This window comes from Lentzea sp. NPDC060358 (genome assembly GCF_042725365.1).
Taxonomy (GTDB): domain Bacteria; phylum Actinomycetota; class Actinomycetes; order Mycobacteriales; family Pseudonocardiaceae; genus Lentzea.
This window is the reverse complement of the sequence record NZ_JBHXCW010000063.1, coordinates 1-19,656: the sequence shown is the minus strand read 5'-3', so window position 1 is coordinate 19,656 and position 19,656 is coordinate 1. Positions and strand designations below refer to the sequence as shown.

General features: G+C 72.5%; 15 protein-coding genes and 1 pseudogene. 4 read left to right on the top strand and 12 right to left on the bottom strand.

Going from position 1 to position 19,656, the window contains the following annotated elements:
- Positions 1 to 20 precede the first annotated feature (20 nt).
- The 5 genes from ACFWGZ_RS16090 to ACFWGZ_RS16070 are packed head-to-tail and all read right to left on the bottom strand — an operon-like array spanning position 21 to position 7,645.
- Positions 21 to 1,307: an ABC transporter substrate-binding protein gene (locus ACFWGZ_RS16090; protein ID WP_382452279.1), complete on the bottom strand. Its 1,287-nt coding sequence runs from the start codon at positions 1,305 to 1,307 to the stop codon at positions 21 to 23.
- Complete coding sequence (locus ACFWGZ_RS16085; protein ID WP_382452278.1) at positions 1,304 to 2,413, bottom strand: hypothetical protein; 1,110 nt, start codon at positions 2,411 to 2,413, stop codon at positions 1,304 to 1,306. Before ACFWGZ_RS16085 ends, ACFWGZ_RS16090 begins: the two co-directional genes overlap by 4 nt.
- A complete protein-coding gene (locus tag ACFWGZ_RS16080) occupies positions 2,410 to 3,858 on the bottom strand; it encodes a VWA domain-containing protein (RefSeq protein WP_382452277.1) in 1,449 nt (482 codons plus the stop codon). Before ACFWGZ_RS16080 ends, ACFWGZ_RS16085 begins: the two co-directional genes overlap by 4 nt.
- Positions 3,855 to 6,062 (bottom strand): tetratricopeptide repeat protein, encoded by a 2,208-nt coding sequence (locus ACFWGZ_RS16075; RefSeq protein ID WP_382452276.1) that lies wholly within the window; start codon positions 6,060 to 6,062, stop codon positions 3,855 to 3,857. The genes ACFWGZ_RS16080 and ACFWGZ_RS16075 overlap by 4 nt, the downstream gene beginning before the upstream one ends.
- Positions 6,059 to 7,645: a trypsin-like peptidase domain-containing protein gene (locus tag ACFWGZ_RS16070; RefSeq protein WP_382452275.1), complete on the bottom strand. Its 1,587-nt coding sequence runs from the start codon at positions 7,643 to 7,645 to the stop codon at positions 6,059 to 6,061. Before ACFWGZ_RS16070 ends, ACFWGZ_RS16075 begins: the two co-directional genes overlap by 4 nt.
- A gap of 235 nt (positions 7,646 to 7,880) precedes the next feature.
- Between ACFWGZ_RS16070 and ACFWGZ_RS16065 the strand changes: the two genes are divergently transcribed.
- Complete coding sequence (locus ACFWGZ_RS16065; RefSeq protein ID WP_382452274.1) at positions 7,881 to 8,243, top strand: nuclear transport factor 2 family protein; 363 nt, start codon at positions 7,881 to 7,883, stop codon at positions 8,241 to 8,243.
- A 13-nt stretch (positions 8,244 to 8,256) separates the two neighbouring features.
- Here ACFWGZ_RS16065 and ACFWGZ_RS16060 read toward each other — a convergent pair whose 3' ends face one another.
- Entirely contained in the window at positions 8,257 to 8,805 is a 549-nt protein-coding gene (locus tag ACFWGZ_RS16060) for a TetR/AcrR family transcriptional regulator (protein WP_382452273.1), read from the bottom strand.
- A 201-nt stretch (positions 8,806 to 9,006) separates the two neighbouring features.
- Positions 9,007 to 9,375 carry a hypothetical protein gene (locus ACFWGZ_RS16055; RefSeq protein WP_382452272.1) on the bottom strand — a complete coding sequence of 123 codons (369 nt, stop codon included), beginning with the start codon at positions 9,373 to 9,375 and terminating at the stop codon, positions 9,007 to 9,009.
- 176 nt (positions 9,376 to 9,551) lie between these two features.
- Here ACFWGZ_RS16055 and ACFWGZ_RS16050 point away from each other — a divergent pair, with 176 nt between their 5' ends.
- Entirely contained in the window at positions 9,552 to 10,070 is a 519-nt protein-coding gene (locus ACFWGZ_RS16050; protein ID WP_382452271.1) for a hypothetical protein, read from the top strand.
- A gap of 10 nt (positions 10,071 to 10,080) precedes the next feature.
- Here ACFWGZ_RS16050 and ACFWGZ_RS16045 read toward each other — a convergent pair whose 3' ends face one another.
- The 4 genes from ACFWGZ_RS16045 to ACFWGZ_RS16030 all read right to left on the bottom strand — a co-directional run bounded on the left by ACFWGZ_RS16045 (position 10,081) and on the right by ACFWGZ_RS16030 (position 13,896).
- Entirely contained in the window at positions 10,081 to 10,551 is a 471-nt protein-coding gene (locus ACFWGZ_RS16045) for a YdeI/OmpD-associated family protein (RefSeq protein ID WP_382452270.1), read from the bottom strand.
- Between the two features lie 22 nt (positions 10,552 to 10,573).
- Complete coding sequence (locus tag ACFWGZ_RS16040; RefSeq protein ID WP_382452269.1) at positions 10,574 to 11,125, bottom strand: EF-hand domain-containing protein; 552 nt, start codon at positions 11,123 to 11,125, stop codon at positions 10,574 to 10,576.
- Between the two features lie 60 nt (positions 11,126 to 11,185).
- The gene (locus ACFWGZ_RS16035; RefSeq protein WP_382452268.1) at positions 11,186 to 13,501 is read right to left on the bottom strand and encodes a molybdopterin-dependent oxidoreductase; all 2,316 of its coding nucleotides are present in this window, start codon (positions 13,499 to 13,501) and stop codon (positions 11,186 to 11,188) included.
- An 83-nt stretch (positions 13,502 to 13,584) separates the two neighbouring features.
- Positions 13,585 to 13,896, bottom strand: coding sequence for a hypothetical protein (locus ACFWGZ_RS16030; RefSeq protein WP_382452267.1), 312 nt, complete (start codon positions 13,894 to 13,896; stop codon positions 13,585 to 13,587).
- 73 nt (positions 13,897 to 13,969) lie between these two features.
- Between ACFWGZ_RS16030 and ACFWGZ_RS16025 the strand changes: the two genes are divergently transcribed.
- Together ACFWGZ_RS16025 and ACFWGZ_RS16020 are read left to right on the top strand one after the other, a co-directional pair.
- Positions 13,970 to 14,758 carry a DNA-formamidopyrimidine glycosylase family protein gene (locus ACFWGZ_RS16025; RefSeq protein ID WP_382452266.1) on the top strand — a complete coding sequence of 263 codons (789 nt, stop codon included), beginning with the start codon at positions 13,970 to 13,972 and terminating at the stop codon, positions 14,756 to 14,758.
- Between the two features lie 98 nt (positions 14,759 to 14,856).
- On the top strand, positions 14,857 to 19,335 hold the full coding sequence (locus tag ACFWGZ_RS16020; protein WP_382452265.1) for a hypothetical protein: 4,479 nt from the start codon (positions 14,857 to 14,859) through the stop codon (positions 19,333 to 19,335).
- Between the two features lie 11 nt (positions 19,336 to 19,346).
- Here the strand turns inward: ACFWGZ_RS16020 and ACFWGZ_RS16015 are convergent.
- Positions 19,347 to 19,656: pseudogene (locus ACFWGZ_RS16015) on the bottom strand (SARP family transcriptional regulator); the annotation flags it as partial.

Here is a 19,656-nt window from a genome sequence, read left to right as displayed (position 1 = left end):
GGTGGGCACCGCCCGGCTCCTCATCGGCACGGGAACTCCACCCGTTCCTCCTCGGGCACACCGGCGCGGACGGTCTCCAGCTTCACCAGCAGCGAGTCCAGTTTGGACGGATCGTCCACGTGTTCGAGCACCGCTCGGTAGAACGCGGTGCGCACCTTCGGGGGCATGAGGTCCGAGGCGTCGAAGCACAGCGACTGGTCCGACGTCAGGACCGTGGCGACCTTCTTGCCGACCTCGTCGCGGTGCTCCGACGGCCCGACCTTGCGGTTGGTCGAGAACGCCCCGCCGTTGCGCGGCCAGATCCGCTGCGCCTTCTCGGAGGCGAGGTAGCTGATCAGCTTCCTGGCCTGGGGCGTGTCGGTGAACATGGCCGCCAGGTCGGCCGAGACGACCGAGGCCGGCTGCCTGCCGGCGAAGGAGGGGAACGGGAAGAAGTCGAAGTCCTCCGCGACCTTCGGGGCGGTGTCGTAACCCTGGTAGACGCCCATGACGAAGGACGCCTGGTGGTCGAGCAGGCAGCCTGGCCGCGCGTCGAACAGGGCCCTGCCCGAGTCGACGAAGTCCGTCAGCAGAGCGGACCTCGGGCCGCCGCGCACGCGGTCGCCCCCGGTCAGCTCGGTCCAGGTGGTCCAGGCCCGGCGCACCTCGGGTGACGTCCACGGCAGCTTGCTCGCGGCCCACTGCCGGTAGACGTCGGGGCCTGACTGGTGCAGCAGGACGTCCTCGATCCAGTCGGTGCCGGGCCAGCCGGAGTCCGGGGTGGCGCCCAGGCCCATGCACCACGGCGTGCGGCCGCCGGCGGCGAGGTCCCTGGTGAGCGCCAGCAGTTCCTCACCGGTCTGAGGCTTCTGGCCGGGCAACGTCTTGGGGTTGAACCAGATCGCGCTCTTCAGGTCGGCCTTGACCGCGACGGCGAAACGCTGGTCGTCGCCGTTCTCCAGCGCGACCTTCTCCAGTCGCAGCCATTGGTCGCTGTACTCGCCCTGGCCGGAGGACACGATGCCGTCCAACGGGACGAGGTGCCCTTCGCGCGCGTAGGCCGCGAGCTCTCCCGGGCTCGGCAGCAGGGCGATGTCCGGGGGAGTGCCCTGCAGCACCTCGGACCGGAGCACCTGGCTCAGCGCCCTGGTGCCGACGTAGTCGACGAGGACGTCCTCGTCCTTCTCGAACTCGGCCAGCACCGCGAGGAACTGCTTCTCCTCCTGCTCGGTCCAGGACGCCATGATCTGGACCTTGCCCGCGGCACCCGCACCGGAACAGGCGGGCAGGGCGCTCAGCAGGACCAGCACCAGCAGCAGTCGGATCATCGTCGCTCGTACCTGTATTCCTGGATGCGCGGGTGGAGGCCGACGAACACGGACAGCAGGATCAGCACGGCGCCGATCGGGATGACCGTCTCCAGGCCCGAGTAGTCGTCGGCCTTCGCGACCGAGGCGTTGGCGCGTTCGGCCGCGTCGGTCAGCTGCTTGTCCGTCACCGCGCCCGGCAGGTCCTCCTTGCGCGCGGCGGACCGGAACCGGGCGACCGTGTCGCCGCAGCCGCCGTTCGCCGAGGCGCAGAGCGTGGAGACGAGGTACTTCAGTTCGTCGTGCGCGGCGGCGCGGGTGGTGGAGGTCCGGCTGTCCCAGGCGGACGTCACCTGCCGCAGCTCGCCGGCCGCCGACTCCACCTCCTGTTGCGCGAGGACGCCGAGCACCGTGATGGCGCCGCAGCCGGCGAGCACGACCGTGGCGGCCACCAGCGGAGGGTTCCACGCCCGTCGGAACCGCCGGCGCAGGAACCGTTGTGTCGTCACGAGGAGCACGAACAGCGCGATGATCGGCACCGCGACCAGAGCCACCCGCCAGAACGTCGTCGACGTCGCGGAGAGCTGCTCGGTGAGCGCGTTCTGCTGCTGCCGCACGAGTTCGTCGAACTGGGCCAGCACACCGCTGCCCGGTTCGTGCAGCAGGCGGGACGCGTACCAGAGGTCGACCGTGGCCAGCGACTTCCCGCCGCCCTGCCGGTAGTGCGCGTCGGCCTGTTCGACCCACCCGATGTACGCGACGACCAGGCCGGCCACGACGCGCAGCTGCTTCCTGCCGGCCTCGCCCAGGGTGTTGTCCTCGGCGACCTGCGCGATGCTCTGGTTCGCCACCGCGATCTGGTTCTGGTACTGGTCTCCCGGTCCGATCAGCTGCGCCTCGTCCGTGCGGAAGCTCGTGATGGCCAGCGAGTCCGCCTCGGCGAGCGCGGACCGGGCGACGGCGGCCTCCAGCAACGCGGGCGCGCTGCGGTCGCGGACGGTGTCGATGGTGTCGTGCACCGTGTCGAAGGCGTACCAGGACGACAGCAGCACCAGCACCGTCACGCCCAGCAGCGCGGCCCGCAGCCGCAGCAGGGTGCGCCGGGTCGTGGAACGGGGGGCCGTCACGCGGTCGCCTCGAACGTCTTGCCGCAGTTCTCGCAGAACGCCGTGCCGGGGGAGGAGACGCGCCGGCAGCGCGTGCAGGTGAGGTCGGGACCGGCCGGGGGCGGGCCGGCGCTCTGGCCCTGCACGTCGTCGGGTCCGCGGGTGCCGTAGTTGCGGCTCAGGCTGAGCGACTTGAGGTCGAACAGCTGCAGTTCGGTGCGGACCCGCACCTCGCCGCGCGCCGGATCGCCCACGACGTCGACCAGCCGGAGCAACCGGGAGAGCACCTTCTCGTTGTGCTGCGCGGACGCCAGGGCCACCGCCCTGCCCCACTGCGCCGCGGCCTGCTCGACGTCGCCCGCGTCGTAGGCCTCGCTGCCCGCCATCACGGCCCGGCCCAGCTCGGCCTGGTTCGTGGCGTGGGCGACCTTCGAGTCGAGGACGGTGGAGAGCACGGTGTTCTCGGTCCACTGCGCGACGATCGGCCGCACGGTGCCCGTGACGGCGGCCGGCTGTCCGAGTCCGGTGTGGACGGGAACGAGGCCGACCTCGGCGATCTGGTACTCGAGCAGGTCCAGCCCGTCCGGCCGCACGTCCAGGCAGACGTGGAAGTCCCGGCTCTCCTCGCCCCAGGAACCCGTGGGGTACGAGGTGGTCCGGGGACCGGTGGAGGTGCCGAGCGCGGTCAGGTCCGTCCGGGTCGGGAACGTCTGCCGCAGGAAGCGCACGCGGGCGAACGGCGAGGTCTCGATCCGGATCAGCAGCTCCGGCAAGACCTTGCGCATCGCGGCGCGCATGATCGCGGTGAAGTCCTCGGCGAGCCCGGTCTCCTCCCGGACGGCGTCGGCCGTGCCGTTCAGCGCGGACACGATGCGCAGCAGCTCCTCGGGTTCCCACCCGTCGCCCACGCCCCGTGCGTCGCAGACGAACCGGCCGGAGCACTCGGCGAGGACGGCGTCGAGCTCCTCGGACGTCTCGTGTTCGTTCTTGCCGTCGGTGAGCAGGAGGACGTGGCGCACGGCCGTGGGGTGGGCGGCCAGCAGCTGGTCCGCCAGCCGCAGCCACGCACCCAGGGCGGTGCCGCCGCTCGCGGCCAGCCGCCGCACCGCGTGCTTCGCCGCAGCCCTCGTCCCGGTGCTCGCGGCGACGAGCCCCCCATCGGGCGGATAGACCACGCGAGCCGTGTGCGTGCCCTCCACCACCGCGAAGAACACCCCCTCGCGCAGGGCGTCGATCGCCGCCGCGGTGGCGTCCTGGGCGGCCCGCAGCTTCGTCGGCGGGCTGTGCATCGAGCCGGAGCAGTCGATGGCGATCACCTCGGCCGCCGTGGTGGCCTCCCGCCCGGTCAGGCCTTCGAGGCCCTCGGCCGTCACGGTGAGCACCGCGTGCATCTCGGTCTCGCCGGCGAACAGGTAGGCGTTCTGGCTCACCTCGAGGTCGAAAGCCGGTTGTGGTTGCGCTGTCATGACCACGTCCTCGGGCGAATCGTGTTGGCCAGATCGATGAGAATGCCGTGCTCGTCCTCGTTCTCCGCCCGGCCGGCCAGACCGCGGTAGGACTGCTCGAGCAGCACGTGCAGTCCGTCCTCGCCGGGAGCCGTGCCGAAGACCGCGCCGGGGTCGAGCCGGGTGCCGGGCTCGCGGGCGAGCGATGCCGCCGCCTCGCGCAGGATCGTGACGAGCCGGTCGCGCGCGTCGGGGTCGAGGTAGAGCGAGGGCAGGCGCGCGGCCGCCTCGCCCAGGTCGGCGGCCGAGGGGGCACCCGACCGCAACCGTCCGCACAGGACGATCACGGCGGCGACGGCGGCGGAGTCGTAGTGCCGCGACACCTTCGGCACCTCGTCGAGCAGGTCCACCGCGCCCTGCCGGTCGCCCTCGGCCAGCCTGATCCTGGCCAGCCCGAACGCGGCGCTGCCCTGCGACCGGTCCCGGCGCCACACCGCCTCGTAGAGCCGGCTCGCCCGGTCGATCCCGCCCTCGTGCTCGGCGCAGAAACCGAGCGCGAGCTTCGGCGCCTCCTCGCCGGGCACCGCGTCGTACACCGCGGTGAACTCCCGCCGGGCCCGGCCGACCTCGCCCCTGGCGAGGGCGAGCAGTCCCCGGTGCCACGCGACCCGCCAGTCGCGGGCGTCGCCCCGGGCCGCGCGCAGGCTCCGCTCGGCGAGGTCGAGGCTGCCGATCTCGATCTGCGCCCGGCAGCGGGCGAACCAGCTCTCCGCGGTGTCGAGGTCGGCGGTCTGCAGCTTGTCCAGCAACCGCACGGCATCCGGTGCGCCGAGGGCCGCGAGGTGCTCGGCGGCGTCGTCCGCGGGGTCGACCCGCGGCACCGGCAGCCCGATCGCGACCTCGGCGGGGCTCGGCCGGCCGTCCGGCAGCGGCACGCCGGTCCCGCTGTACCGGTCGGGCCGCGTCCACCTGCGCAACGGGGGCACCTCGCCGAGCCCGGAGTCGAGCAGTGCCGCCGTCGGTGCGAAGATGGCCGACGGCTCGGGCCGGGCGACGCCGTCGCGCAGCGATGCGATCTCGCGCCGCACTCCCCGCAGCTGTTCGGCCATCTGCGCGGCCGAGCCGAACCGCCGGTCGGGGTCCTCGTGCCGGGCCCGGGCGACCAGCCGCCGGAAGGACTCGAGCCCCAGCGCGAAGCGCTCGTCGGTGGCGCCCGTCTGCTCGTCGAGCCAGTCGGACGTGCCGCCGTAGAGCCGTTCCAGCATGACCCCGACGGTGTGGACGTCCGACTGCACGGTGAGTCCGCGTTCCTGGAACTCCGCCTCGCCCACCTCGAAGTGCTTCGTGCCGATCCGGCTGCTCTCGCGGTCGTCGGCCTTGCGCACCGCGCCGAGGTCGATGACCTTGACCCGGTCCTCCTCCCCGCGGTGCCCCGGCCGGACGATCACGTTGTCCGGCTTCATGTCGCAGTAGAGGTAGCCGCGCCGGTGCAGGTACTCCATCGCCTCCAGCACCTGCAGCACGCAGAAGATGACGTGCTCGACCCGCAGCGGCTCCGTGCCGAGCGCGCGTTGCCGGACGGCCTCGCGCAGCGTCAGCCCGTCCACGTACTCCATGACGATGTACTCGCGCGGCTTTCCGGCGCTGTCGGGGTGCGAGACGAAGTTGAGGATCCGCACGATGTTCTTGTGGTCCATCATGGTCATCGCGCGGCGCTCCGCCGTCGCGAGCGCGGCGTAGCGAAGGTCGATCAGTCCTTTGAGGACGACCAGGTTGTCGTCCAGGTGCCGGTCCCGCGCCAGGTAGACCCAGCCGAGCCCGCCGCGGGCGAAGCAGCCGATCACCTCGTACTGGCCGTCGACCAGGTCGCCCTCGTGCAGGTTCGGCACGAACGAGTAGGGGTGGCCGCAGGCGGGGCAGAAGCCCTCGCTGAGGGCGGGCTGTCCCGCGTAGCCGCGGCCGACCGGCGCGCCGCAGTTCTCCCCGGGGCACTTGCGGTTCTCCTCGGGAACGGTGGTGTTGTTCAGGATCCGGCTCGACGGTGCGGGGAAGGCGAACACCGGCAGCGCGAGCGGATCGCCGTTCGCCCGGCTGAGCACGGAGGTGCCCGTCACCGCGGTCGTCTCGGCGAGGGCCTCCTCGGACAGCGGCCGGCGCCAGCAGGTGCCGCAGAAGCCCGTGGCCCGGACCGTGCCGGTGCACCCCGGCCGGTTGCACGCGGTCATCGCGGCCTCCTGCCGACGAGCGCGCGCCGGACCGCGGACCCGTAGTCGCGCACCGCCTCCTCGGCGGCGGGCAGGTCGTCGAGCCTGCGTGCCAGCAGGTCGTGCGCCCGCCGGAACAGCTCGGCGAGGCCGGTGTCCTCGACGAGACCGCCGTTGTCGGCCCTCGCCTGGTAGGCGTTGAGCAGCCCGCCCGCCTCCCGTCGCCGGCCGAGGAGGTCGTCCAGCGCCAGAGCCGCCTGCTCCGTGCGCCGCGACGCCCGCGCCAGCGCGTCCTCGGTCTCCTCGAGCGACGGCCGGATCGAGTGCGCGTCCGACCGCGTGACGGCGACGCGCATCCCGGTCAGCCGCATCCGCAGGCCGACCGCACGGTGCTCGACCGGGCGGAGGTGCCGGTCGAGCGACTCCTCCTGAGCCGCGAGCACCTTGATCCGGCCGGCGAGCCGGTCCAGCCGCTCGGTGATCACGTCGAGCTCCCACGACCGCGCCGCCGTGAGGCTCGGCGACTCATCGCGCAGGAACCCGATCACCACCCGCGATCCCTGCTCGACGAGCGGGCGCACCACCTCCTGCAGCAACACCTCGGGCTGCTCGGCTTCGTCGACACCGTCGATCACCACGGTCATGGGCGGCGTGCCCGCGCGCAGTTGTTCGGTCGGGGTGCTGCTCTCGTCGAACGCGATGCCGAGGAGGTCGATGATGCGCCGGACCACCTCGTCGACGCTCCGGCAGGACGCGTTCACGACGATGTCGATGGAGCCGGCCGCGGGCACGGTGCCCGCCGGCTCGCTCGAGGTCTCCGGCCGCGACTCCACAGCGGACAGTCCGACGGCGCGGTGCAGCACCTCGCGGTCACGGCCCGCGAGCACCATCACCCCGTCGTGCGCGCGGCGCCGGTCGAGCCAGCTCGCCAGCGTCCTCGCGAGCTCGACCTGCTCGACGTCCGCGTCGGGTGTCCCGACGAACCCGTCGTCGAGCGCCGCGCCGCCGACCGTCCACCGCGCCACGTCGGGCAGATGGTGCAGCACCGTCTCCACCGGGATCATCCACGCGGGGTGCGCGCTGTCGTGGGCGAGCTCACCGGCCACGATCCCGATCACCGCGCCCGCGCCGTCCACCACGCCTGCGCCGCTGAACCCGCTGGTGACGCGGTAGGCGGTGGGGGAGTCGCGGTTCAGCAGCACCCGCTCGTGACCGGGCCCGCCCCGCCCGGCGAGGCGCGCGAGCACCGGCACGCCGTGGTGCGCCGGACCGGGGAACCCGACCGTGCGCACGACCAGGTTCCCGCGCAACGCGGTGCGGCGCAGCATCGCGCCCGCACCCTCCACGGGCCCCGCGAGGTCCAGCAACGCGACGTCACCCCGGCCGTCCGCCAGGGCACGCACCAGCCGCTCCGGAACCACGTCGGCCCGCACGGCCGGCCCGCGCATCCGGTCGACGAGGACGTGGTCCGCGCCCTCGGGGACCACGTGCGCGCAGGTCAGCACCTTCGTCTCACCGAGCAGCACGCCCGCGCCGAGGACGCGGCCGCCGGCGTCCAGCACGCGCACCCGCCAAGGCTCGTCGTCGGGCAGGTGATCTACCACACAGCCGACCCTACGGCGGATCTTGAGCCGTTTGGGGCGAGTTGGTCGTCAGTCGCTCGTATGGACCAAAGAGACCGACGCGTGCTTCGGAGGTGCATCCGCGCAGGTCAGCGAATCACCAGGCCCAGCTGGAATAACGAGTGAGCGCTCGCTTTATTATTGGCGTGCACGAGCCGACCTCGCCACGGGCGACCGGCTCGGCCTTGTCACCGGTAGAGAGAGGAAACGAACGTCCATGACCATCGACCCGGTGGAGCGCCTTCGCGAGGCCATCAACTCGCACGATCCGCAGCGCGTCGCGGACTGCTTCACACCGGACTACCAAGCCGAGATCCCGCACCGTCCCGCGGAGAGCTTCGTCGGAACGGAGCAGGTCGCCGTCAACTGGACGGCCATCCTGTCCCGGCTGCCGGACCTGGAGGCGCGGGTGCTGCGCCGCGCCGAGAGCGGGGGTGAGATCTGGTCGGAGTGGGAGATGACCGGCACGGGCCCCGACGGGGCGAAGACCGTCCTGTGCGGTCCCGCGATCATGACGGTCGTGCGGGAGGGCAAGATCGCCGCGACGCGGTTCTACCTCGCTCCCGTCGCCGCCGCGTAGGTCCGCCGAGGGGTCAGCGGGGGTCCACGAGACCGGTCAGGGCGTCGATGAACCTGCGCTCGTCGACCGGAACCCCCGCCGCCACCAGCGCCGCCATCCCGACCACCGAGGCGAGCGCGACCTGGGCGACGGCGTCCTGGTCGTCGTGCCGGGTGCCGTCCACGTCGAACAGGTGGACGAGCTGCTCCTGCAGCCTGCAGTGGACCGGAACGACCTTCGCGGCCAGTTCGGGCTCGACGGCGGCCTCGCCCCACACCTGCACCGACAGGCGGGCATGCGCGCCGCCGGGCCTGACCTGGCCGACGAGGCGGGCCAGCAGGTCGCGGGGGCGTTCGACGGGGAACTCGCCGTCGATGTCGCCGCCGCGGCCCTCGCAGACCGCGATGACGAGGTCCGCCTTGCTGGGGAAGTACCGGTACACCGCACCCATCGACAGCCCGGCCTCGCGGACGACGTCGTTCATGCTGGTGCGGGCGAAGCCGCGCTCGGCGAACAGGCGGGCGGCGGCGTCGAGGATCTGCCGGCGTCGCGCAGCCAGGTGCTCCTCGCTGACCCGTGGCACCCGTTCCCCTTTCCGCTGCAGACCTGCAGTCGAACCGTGCGACGCCAGATTACCGTCGCCGGCTCGGGGTGCCGCGCACGCGTGATCATCGGGTGGGGCGGATCTCCTTCACTTGGAACCGGCGCGCCCAGGCACGGGTTTCGGCGCGGCGTCCGCCTCCTGGGCGCCGAAGGCCAGCGTCAGCAGGCCGCCTTGCGCAGCCTAGGCTTCACGATCGGTCTCCTTCCTCCGCCGGCTCAGCGCGATTCCCGCGGAACGGCCCAGCAGCCCACCGGCCACCCCGGCCGCGAGACCGACCGCCAGTGCCACCGGTACCTGGTCGACGACCACGGCCGGGACGGCGCCCGCCACCAGAGCCGTGACGATCCCGGCGGCGTCACCAGTGCTGCGGCCGCGCGTCGGTTCAGGCTGCGGCGCGTCATCTTTCGGCGGTGGGTCCACTTCGGACTGCCAGCCGTTCTCCGGCAGGACCACGTAGTAGGAGCCATAAGTCGGCTCGGTTCCGTCTTCCAGGTCGTCCTCGTCCGCGGAGGTTCCGTACTCGTCGAACGACAGGCGCTTCGTCGGCATGCCCCTCACCTCCTGCCGCCGACGGTCGCACCGGCCGGTGCGGCACGAGTGGAGCCGTGGGCAGCGGAAATGAACCGGCCCTGAACCCGTCGCACGCTTCGTGACCGCGATCCAGCGACCAGACCGGATTGAGCCGTTTCCGCACGGCCGGCACCCGCCGTCGCGATAATGGTGAGGTGTCACTACCAGACCTGGAACGACGCATCGCGGACCTCGACGCGGTCCTGCGCCCGATCGCACAACGCCCGGTCGACCTGACCAATCCGAACTGGGCGGCCGAACTCGGCGCCGGGATGGCGCCGACGGAAGAGGCCGGGGTCGTCGACGAATCCGAGGCCGCTCTCGCGGAACTGCTCGACCTCTACGAGCGGGGCGACGAACCCACCCGTGCGGCCGTGCGCGCGATCTTCACCCGCTACCCGTCGTTCTGCTGGGCGGCGACGCTGCCGTTCGACGACACCGCGCTGCAGGGCTACCGGACGCGGCTGGTCAAGATTTCGGCTGTGGATCAGGCGAACGATCCCCGTGACGTGCTCGTGGACTTGTGGGGTCTGGCCGACCGGGCACGAGCCGCGGGCATCGACCTCGTCCCCACCATCGTCGAGGTGGCCGGGATGTCCAGCGACGTCAACCGCTACGGCATGGGCTCGACCCGGACGTTCCTGCTGAACCTGGTCGAGCGGGCGAGGCTCTGAGCGCCGGCGATCAGCCCTTCGGGCGCTGCTTGATCCCGGCGGACAGCAGGTCGACCATCTCGGCGATCCGCGCCGCGCGCAGTTCCGGGCGGCGCACCGTGGCGTCGACCCAGCGCAGGTAGGCGCGGCGGTAGAACTGGGCCAGGGAGTCGAACAACGCGGCCGCCTGCGGTGCGGCGTCGAGGGCGGCCGCCACGTCCTCGGCCAGGTCGGCGCGTTGGGGGCCTTCCGGGGACAGGCAGACCTCGGCGACGCTGCCGGGGGTCTGGGTGTTGTCGCGCAGCCACGCCGAGGGGAGAACGATGTGGTGGCCGGTGCCGGAGGTGTCGACGACGCCGCGGAAGCGCGCCCCGTTGACGGTGCCGGTGACGTGGTGCCGGGACTTGGCGCCCCAGGCCTCGTCCGGGTCGAACGGCACGGGCACGACCACGCGGCCCTGGTCGTCCGCGTGGATCGTGCCGGTGAAACGGCGTGCCGTCATGGGTACGGATCGTAGCGGCGGGTCAGACGGCGATCCTGCCGAACAGGTGCGCGGCGGGGGCGTCGGGGTCGTCGCCGTAGAAGAACTCCATGAGCGCCTGGTGGAACTCGGCGCGGTCCAGGCCGCCGGACTCGTCCAGGTCCAGGGAGTGGAAGACGGCCGCGCAGTCCTCCTCGGACACGTTGCCCGCCATGCCGAAGATCTCGCGGAACTCCGCGAGGTCGACCCGGTCGTCGCCGTCGGCGTCGGTCAGGTCGAAGTAGCAGTCGGCCACCGGCCCGACCTGCTGCGGGTACTGGGTGGGGCTGGCCAGCGCGCGCCGGAAGCCCTCCGTCATCTCCCGCAGGTCGACCTTGCCGTCCGCGTCGCTGTCCATCGGCGCGATCACGGTGGTCCAGAACGCTTCCAGGCCCTCGGTCAGCCGCCGGGCGACCTTCGAGCCCGGCGTGGCGCCGCGGGCCGCGATGAAGCGCTCGCCCATCAGCCGGACGTCCTCGACGGTGATCACGCCGTCGCCGTCGACGTCCGCGCCCCTGAACCACTGGCGGTACTTGAGATCCTGGACTTCGGTCATGGCCCCGCAACGTAATGAGGCCGCCGACGGGGCGTCCAGCGGTGTTACCCGAGCGGGAGATCAGATCATTCGTTCGGGTGGTGCGAAGTTCGGCGGCGCGAAGGCGAGCACCTCGGGCAGGGGACCGTCGTGGCGTTCGACGTCGACCAGCACGCTCTGCGCGCTCGGACCCTGCGACAGCCGCGAGCACGGCCGGTCCGCCGTCAGGACGTTCGGGTTGCCGTGGCGGTCCAGCGTGCCGCTCACTCCCGGCCGGACCGGGTCCCACCAGGCTCCCGTGGACAGCTGCACGACGCCGGGCATCACGTCGTCGGACAGGACCGCGCCCGCGAGGCAGCTGCCGCGGTCGTTGTGGACGCGCACGACCATGCCCTCCTCGATGCCGCGCGCCGCGGCATCCGACCGGTTGAGGGTCACCGGCTCGCGGCCGCGCACCTTCGAACCCAGGCTGTGGCCGCCGTTGTCGTACTGGCTGTGCAGGCGCGAGGCGGGCTGGTTCGAGATCAGGTGCAACGGGAACCGGTCCGCCAGGCCGGCGTGCAGCCACTCCGCCGGTTCGAACCACGTCGGGTGCCCGGCGCAGTCGTCGTAGCCGAACGAGTCGATCTCCTGCGAGAAGATCTCGATCCGGCCCGACGGTGTCGCCAGGGGGAAGCGCTGCGGATCCGACCGCAGAGCCGCGAAGTCGCCGGGGAACGGCCCGGTCGCCGCCGGCAGCTCCGCGGTGGAGGTCCGCCAGAAGTCGTCGAAGTCCGGCAGGCAGCCGTGCTCGGCCCTCGTCTGCTCGTAGAGGTGCCGGACCCAGTCGATCTCGGAGCGCTCCTGCGTGAACTCGCTCCCGAACCCGAGCCGTGCGGCCAGGTCGGCGAAGATCCGGTGGTCGGTCCGCGACTCGCCCGCCGGCTCGCGGACCTTCGGCATCGCGACGAGGTGGGGGTCGGAGAACCCGGCGGCGAAGTCGTCGCGTTCGAGACCGGTGGCGACGGGCAGGACGATGTCCGCGAACTTGGCCGTCGTGTTCCACCAGGCCTCGTGCACCACCACCGTGTCCGGGGCCTGCCAGGCGCGGGTCAGCCGGTGCAGGTCCTGGTGGTGGTGGAACGGGTTCCCGCCGCACCAGTAGACCAGCCGCAGCTCGGGCAGGGTGAGACGGCGGCCGTCGTAGTCGATGACCTCGCCGGGGCTCAGCAGGGCGTCGGCGATCCGCGCGACGGGGATGAAGTCCTCCACCGGGTTGGGCACGGCGGGAATGGTCGCCACGGAGGCGCGGTCCGGGGCGACGCCCGTCGCGTCCATCGTCGCGTACCCCGCGCCCCAGCCGCATCCCGCCCGCCCCAGCGAACCCGACATCGCGGCCAGCACGACGGACATCCAGATCGGCTGTTCGCCGTGGTCCGCGCGTTGCACCGCGTAGTTGACCATGACGACGGAACGCTGTGAGGTGAGCCGGCGGGCGAGGCCGGTGAGCACCTCGCGGCCGATGCCGGTGATCTGCTCGGCCCAGGCGGCGTCCTTCACGACGCCGTCGTGCTCGCCGGTGAGGTAGGAGGCGAAGCGGTCGAACCCGACGCAGCACCGGCGCAGGAAGTCCTCGTCGTGCCACCCGTTGACGAGCATCGTGTGCGCGATGCCGAGCATCGCGGCGGTGTCGGTGTTGGGGACGACGGGAACCCACTCGGCGTCCAGGAAGTCGGCGGCGTCGCCGCGGATGGGGCTGACGCTGACGAACCGCACTCCGGCCTCACGGCACCGGCGTTGCAGGTCCCGCGTCTGGTGCCGGGCCAGCCCGCCGGGGTTGACCTGGCTGTTCTTGAGCGCCAGCCCGCCGAACGCCACCACGAGCTCGCAGTGCTCCGCGATCTCGTCCCACATCGGCATCCGGCTCTGGTAGCTCCACGGGTGACCGCCGATCACGTGGGGGAGGATCACCTCCAGCGCCGCCGTGCTGTAGGTGTTGCGGGAGTCGGTGTAGCCGCCTCCCAGCGCGAGGAACCGGTGGAGCTGCCCCTGCGCGTGGTGGAACCTGCCCGCGCTCGCCCACCCGTAGGAACCGCCGAACACCGCGCTGTCCCCGTGCTGTGCGCGGACCCGGCGGAGCTCGTCGCTCACCAGCGTGATCGCCTCGTCCCAGCTCACCTCCACGAAGGCGTCGGTGCCCCTGGCCGTGTCGCCGGTGCGGGGCTTGCCCTCCAGCCAGCCCCTGCGCACCGCCGGGCGCAGGATGCGGGCGCTGTCGTCGGCGGCGGTCACCATGCCCGGCCCGATGGGCGACGGCGCGGGGTCGTCGTGCGTCGGCTCGATCCGCACCAGCCGGCCGGAGTCGACCACGGCGACGAAACTTCCCCAGTGCGTCGCGACCGACACGCGTCGTTCCACCGCGCACCACCTCCACCCCTGAAGCGACGTGCACCCACGGTAACGCCGGGTGGGACGACGGCGAGGGTGATCGGTGCGGCCGTTCAGGTGCTCTGGCCGTCCAGCGCCGCGAGGCCGTCCTGCCACCGCTGCTCCCGCTCGGCGGCCGTCTGCTCCCACCACGGTGTGCCGCGTTCGCCGAGCGCCACCTTCGCGAGCTGGACCCGGTCGCGGGCGTCGCGTTCCGCCTCGGCGTCCTGGGCGCGCAGGGCGGTGCCGACGTCCCGGCGGGCCGCCATCAGCAGGCGGCGCAGCCGTGCCGCCGGGTCGGCCGGGACGGCGGGGTCGGTGGCCCGCCACCGCCGGCCGTTGATGATCACGAAGTGCCCGTCGGGCGTGTGCTCCGGCTCAGCCACCCCACCAGCATCGCACCGATCGGGGCGGCCCACGAGCGCTGCCGCGCCGGCTCGCGTGACCGATGATGGGGTGGTGGCGGAGGGGGACAGCGTGGCGCGGCTCGCGGCGCGGCTCGACACCGCGACCGCCGGTGCGCTGATCACCCGCAGCGACGTCCGGCACCCGCGCTTCGCCACCGTCGACCTCGCCGGGCAGCGCATCCGCGAGTGGCGTGCGCGGGGCAAGCACCTCCTGACCCGCACCGATGCCGGTCTGACCGTGCACTCGCACCTCAGGATGAGCGGCTCGTGGTCGGTGCTGCGCCCCGGCAGGCGGCTGCCCGCACGGGTGCTGCCCCAGCTGCGGATCGCGGTGCACCTGGACGACGGACGCACCCTCGTCGGGGTGGCGCTGCCGGTGCTGACCGTGCTGAGGACGTCCGACGAACGGGCCGTGGTGGGCCACCTCGGCCCGGACCTGCTCGGCACGGACGCGGCCGACGGCATCGCCGCCGCGGTGGCACGGGTCGCGGCCGCCGGCGAGGACGCGGTCGTCGCGGCGCTGCTCGACCAGCGCCGGGTGGCGGGGCTGGGCAACATGTGGGCGCAGGAACTGCTCTTCCTGCACGGCGTCAGCCCGTGGCGGGCCGCCGGGTCCGTCGACGGGCTCGAGGTGCTGCTCACCGACGCCCGGCGGCGGTTGCGGCACGCGGTCTCGGAGAACCCGTCGCAGAACACGACCGGCCTGCCCCGGCCCCGGCACTGGGTCTACGGGCGGGCACGACGACCGTGCCTGCGCTGCGGCACGCCGATCGCGTTCCGCGCGGCCGAACGCACGGCGCACGGCCGCGAGACCTGGTGGTGCCCGGCCTGCCAGACCTGAGGGCGGCGCTGGACCTGAACAATCCTCGAACCGGACCTGAAGCGCGCTGACCCAGCATTCCCTCCGATGGACCCGCGATCCTGAGGATGGAGATCCGCGTGCTGAACAAGCGCACCACGGCGTTCGCGCTGTGCGTGGCGGTGGTCGGCTCCCTGCTGAGTGCGTTCCAGGCATCAGCGGCCCCGCCACCGCCACCACCCGCGACCGAGTCCGGAACAGACCGGTCCACTGTGGACCCGAAGAGGCGCGACGCCGTGCTGGCGGAGGGCTGGGACACCTCCCAGGACCTCGCCTGGACCACGAGCGGCGACTCCACGGGCCTGCACCTGCTCGTCGCCGAATCCGCCACCGGCTACACCTGGCGCACCGCGGCCACGCTGGGCGAGTCGTGGATCGAGACCGACCAGTGGATCGGCAACGCCTGCGTCACCGGGTCCGGCAAGCGCGCCGTGGTCGTGTACGCGCCGCGGCACTTCACCAACCGCGGCCACCTGTTCGACCGGGGCGCCTTCGCCGCCGTCGTGGACCTGACCACCGGGCACGTCACCAAGCTTGGCACCACCGTGTCGCTCGCCTACTACAACCCCGGCTGCGGCACGGGGGAGACGGCGGTGCTCACCCAGTCCGGCGTCGTGGACTTCGGCGTCACGCGGCTCAACACCGTCGACACGACCACGGGTGCGGTCGTGCGCGCCCAGGAGCTCCAGGGCGAGGTGACCTCCGCGATTCCCCACGGGGACGGGATCGCCGCCGCGCAGGGCTCCCGCGTCGTCGCCATCGACAAGGAAGGCAAGTCCCGCGACCTGGCGCTCACGGGCGGCGTGCCGTTCCGGTTGCGCGCCGACGCCGAGGGCGGCGTGGTGTTCATGGACCGCGACGGCGGCGACGGCCGCGTGCGCCGGGTCGCCGCGGGCCGGGTCGCGGAGCTCGCCCGCGGGAACTGGGCCGCGTTGCGCGTCACCGGTGGCGTGGGCGGCAAGGTGTTCATCACCGGCAAGCCCGCCAGGACCGGCGTGATGCCCGCCTCCGTGCGCAAGGTCGACGTCGAGGCCGACGCCGAGGTGTCGACGCTCGGCGGCATCGGGTTCGGCCACCGCGCTCCCCGGCCCGGCGAGCGCGCGAACCCGGAGGAGGGAGTGCGGCTGGCCGCGCGCGTTCCCGCCACGGGCCAGGACGTCGAGTTCCGCGTGCGGCCCGCCACCCGGCAGAGCGCCGACGTGGCCCAGGGGCTCGCCGACTCACCCGCGGTGACCGGCCGCCGGGCACCCGCCGCGAGCGCCGCCGGTCCGTCCACCGATCCCGTGGACCAGGACCGCCGCTGCTCGATCCAGCGCAACGACGTGAACCTGCAGGTGTACCAGCCGCACTGGAGCCAGGTCGAGTGGGCGGCGGAGCTGGCGGTGCAGAACAAGCTCCTGATCACCCGGCCCGCCAACTGGAAGAACTCGGGCATGACCACGTCCTGGTCGCCGCAGGTGATGTTCGAGCCCGCCGAGCTCACCGGCGGTGGCCGGGTGCCCGCGCAGATCATGCTCGGCGTGCTGGCCCAGGAGTCGAACCTCTGGCAGGCCTCCCCGCTGGTCGTCGAGGGCGTCACCGGCAACCCGCTGATCGGCAGCTTCTACGGGGCCGAGGACGGCTGGGCGATCGACTGGTCCAAGGTCGACTGCGGGTACGGGGTCGCGCAGGTCACCGACGGCATGCGCAAGGCGGGCACGCCCGGCGCCGGCACCACCCTGTCGCCGGAGAAGCAGCTGGCGGTCGCGGTCGACTACGCCAGCAACATCGCCGCCGGCGTGCGCATCCTCCAGGACAAGTGGAACCAGACGAAGTCGATGGGCATCACCCTCAACGGCGGTGACCCCTCGCGGATCGAGAACTGGTTCGCCGCGCTGTGGGCCTACAACAGCGGCATCAACCCCCAGGGGAGCACCGGCAACACCTCCGGTTGCACGCCGAGCCCCACGTGCACCGACGCCGCCGGCAACTGGGGACTGGGCTGGACCAACAACCCCGCGAGGACCGACTTCCCGCCGGACCGGCTGCCGTTCCTGGACGACAACCGCTACGAGGACGCCAAGCACCCGCAGTACTGGCCCTACCCGGAGAAGGTCATCGGCTGGGCGGCGTACCCGATCGTCAAGTACACCGGGGGCGACGGCTACGAGGCGGGCTACAAGCAGGCGTGGTGGACGAGCAAGGAGAAGCGCACCGAGGCCAAGCCGCCGGTGAGGACGTTCTGCGTGAACTCCGTGCAGTTCGGCAACCGCTGCAACCCCAACAACGTCGAGACCGCCGCGGAGCCCTGCACCACCTCCGACTTCCACTGCTGGTGGCACAGCTCCGCGCAGTGGAAGGACTGCGCGGCGGCCACCCGCCCGTGCGGCAACCCCGCGGACAGCATCGCCGCGCCGGGTACACCGGAACCACCGGACGCCGACGTCGCCGGCGTCTACACCGACGAGTCGCGCCCGCGCCGCTCGCCCAACTGCACCACGTCGGGGCTGCCGTCGAACGCGCTCATCGTCGACGACTCCCCGACGGCGCCCCTGCTGCGCGCCGGCTGCCAGCGGCCGTGGAGCAACTCGGGGACCTTCGCGCTGACGTTCCCCGCGCACGACGACGGCCTCTACCACTCCAAAGTGGACTTCCACCAGCTGGGCGCCGGCTTCGGCGGGCACTTCTGGTTCACCAGGACCCGCAACGCCGACTCGGTCGGCAGCCACCAGTACGTCAGCGGGACCTGGACGCTGGGCCGCACCCTCAACCAGTGGGCGCGGGTCATGGTGCACATGCCCGACCACCAGGCGCACAGCCAGCAGGCGAAGTACCGGATCAACCTCGGCAACGGCCAGACCCGCACGAGGGTGGTCCTGCAGAAGACCCGTGCCAACAAGTGGGTGTCCTTGGGCGCCTTCCCGTTCGGCGGCACGCCGTCCGTGCAGCTGGACTCGATCACCCGTGACGGTGACGGCAGCCAGGCGCTGGCCTTCGACGCCATCGCGTTCCAGCCGCTGAGCGGCAAGCCCGCCGAGCAGATGGTGGTGATGGGCGACTCCTACGCCTCCGGTGAGGGCGCCTCGGTGTCGGGAGGCGGGGACTACTACCAGGAGTCCGACGACGCCGGCTACACCGGCCCGGCCTACCGCAACGCCTGCCACCGCTCGACGAAGGCGTGGTCGCGGCAGGCGGCCCTGCCCGGGCGGGCGCTGTCGATCGGCGCGCAGGCCGACTCGTGGGACCAGACCATGGACTACCACCTGACGGCCTGCTCGGGGGCGCGGACGCAGCACCTGCTCCCGGCCGCGGTGGCCGACGCCTGGGGCCGTTCCGGGAAGGGCCAGTACCACGAGCTCTCACAGCTGGAACGCGGTTTCGTCGACGCCGACACCACCACGGTGGCGCTGAGCATCGGCGGCAACGACGCCCACTTCGGCGACGTGGTGCAGATGTGCACCGTCTTCTCGCCCGACCCGACGTCGGACTGCAGCCGCAGCGAGATGGACGGCCAGGACTGGCTGGGCGGTGGCGCGCCCGTGCCCGCCTCGCTGGGGGAGGCGGTGCCCCTGGTGATCAGGGACCGCGTCAAGCCGTCGGTGCGCACCGCGCTCCAGCAGATCAGGACGGCCGGGCCGAACGCGCGCATCCTCGTGCTGGGCTATCCCCGGCTCTTCCCGCCGGGGCTCACGGACAGCGGTTGCACGGCGCTGGGCCTGAGCCACTGGGACATGACCTTCATGAACGCCATGGCCGACCTGCTCAACGACGCGATCCACGAGGTCGTCGCGACGATGGCGCAGACCGACGGGCGCGTGCTGTTCTCCGACCCGCGCGACGAGTTCGAGATGGAGAACGCCTGCGCGAAGGACCCGGCCAAGCAGACGATCCACCACATCGTCCTCGACAAGACCTTCGGCGAGGACCCCGACTCGCCCACGTCGGCGCAGTCGTTCCACCCCAAGGTCTCCGGCGCCCGCAACTACGCCGACGCCCTGGAGAACACCCTGCGGGTCAACACGGTCGGGGCGAAGCTGCCCCCGACGGTGAGCAAGGAGGTCGCCCTGGAGGTGCTGGACGACCTGAGGTCCAACCCCTCGGGATCGGCCACCGGCTACAGCCGCTCCCTGTTCCCGCACTGGAACAGGGCGGTCGACACCTGCGACGCCCGGCAGGTCGCGCTGCGCCGCGACGCCACCACCGCCGTGCCCGCGGGCGCGTGCCCGGTGACCGGGGGCAGCTGGACCAGCCCCTACGACGGGGCGGTGATGACCACCCCGTCGGCCGTGACCACGGACCACCTGGTGCCGCTGGCCCACGCGTGGACGGCGGGGGCCAGCGCCTGGACGGCCGAGCGCAGGGCGGTGTTCGCCAACGACGTCGAGCACGCGCAGCTGCTGTCGGTCTCGGCGGCGAGCTACGCCGCCAAGGCCGAGCGGCCACCGGGCGCGTGGCTGCCCCCGGCGTCCTACCAGTGCGAGTACGCGCGGGCGTGGATCTACACCAAGAGCATCTACCACCTCAAGGTCACCGACCCGGAGTACGTCGCGCTCTCGGACGCCCTGCTGAACCGCTGCTGAGAACCCGTTCGTCACGAGGCCGCGTGCAGGCGCACCAGGTCGTGGAAGGAGTAGCCATCAGCACCGTCGACGACCAGCAGGTGCAGGTCCACCAGCTGCTCCAGCACCCGGTGCGCCCGCCGCGGCGCTACGCCGAGCACCGCGGCGGCGCCCGCCACGCCGAACCGGCCGGGTGCCCGCCCGGCCAGCAGGGCGTGCGCCCGCCGCAGCTCGGCGTCCAGCACGGCGCGGGAGGCGTCGAAAGCCTGGTCCAGCCCCAATTCCGCGACCCGGTGGGCGGGGTCGGCGAGCAGCGAGACCACGTCGGCAACCGTCCACAGG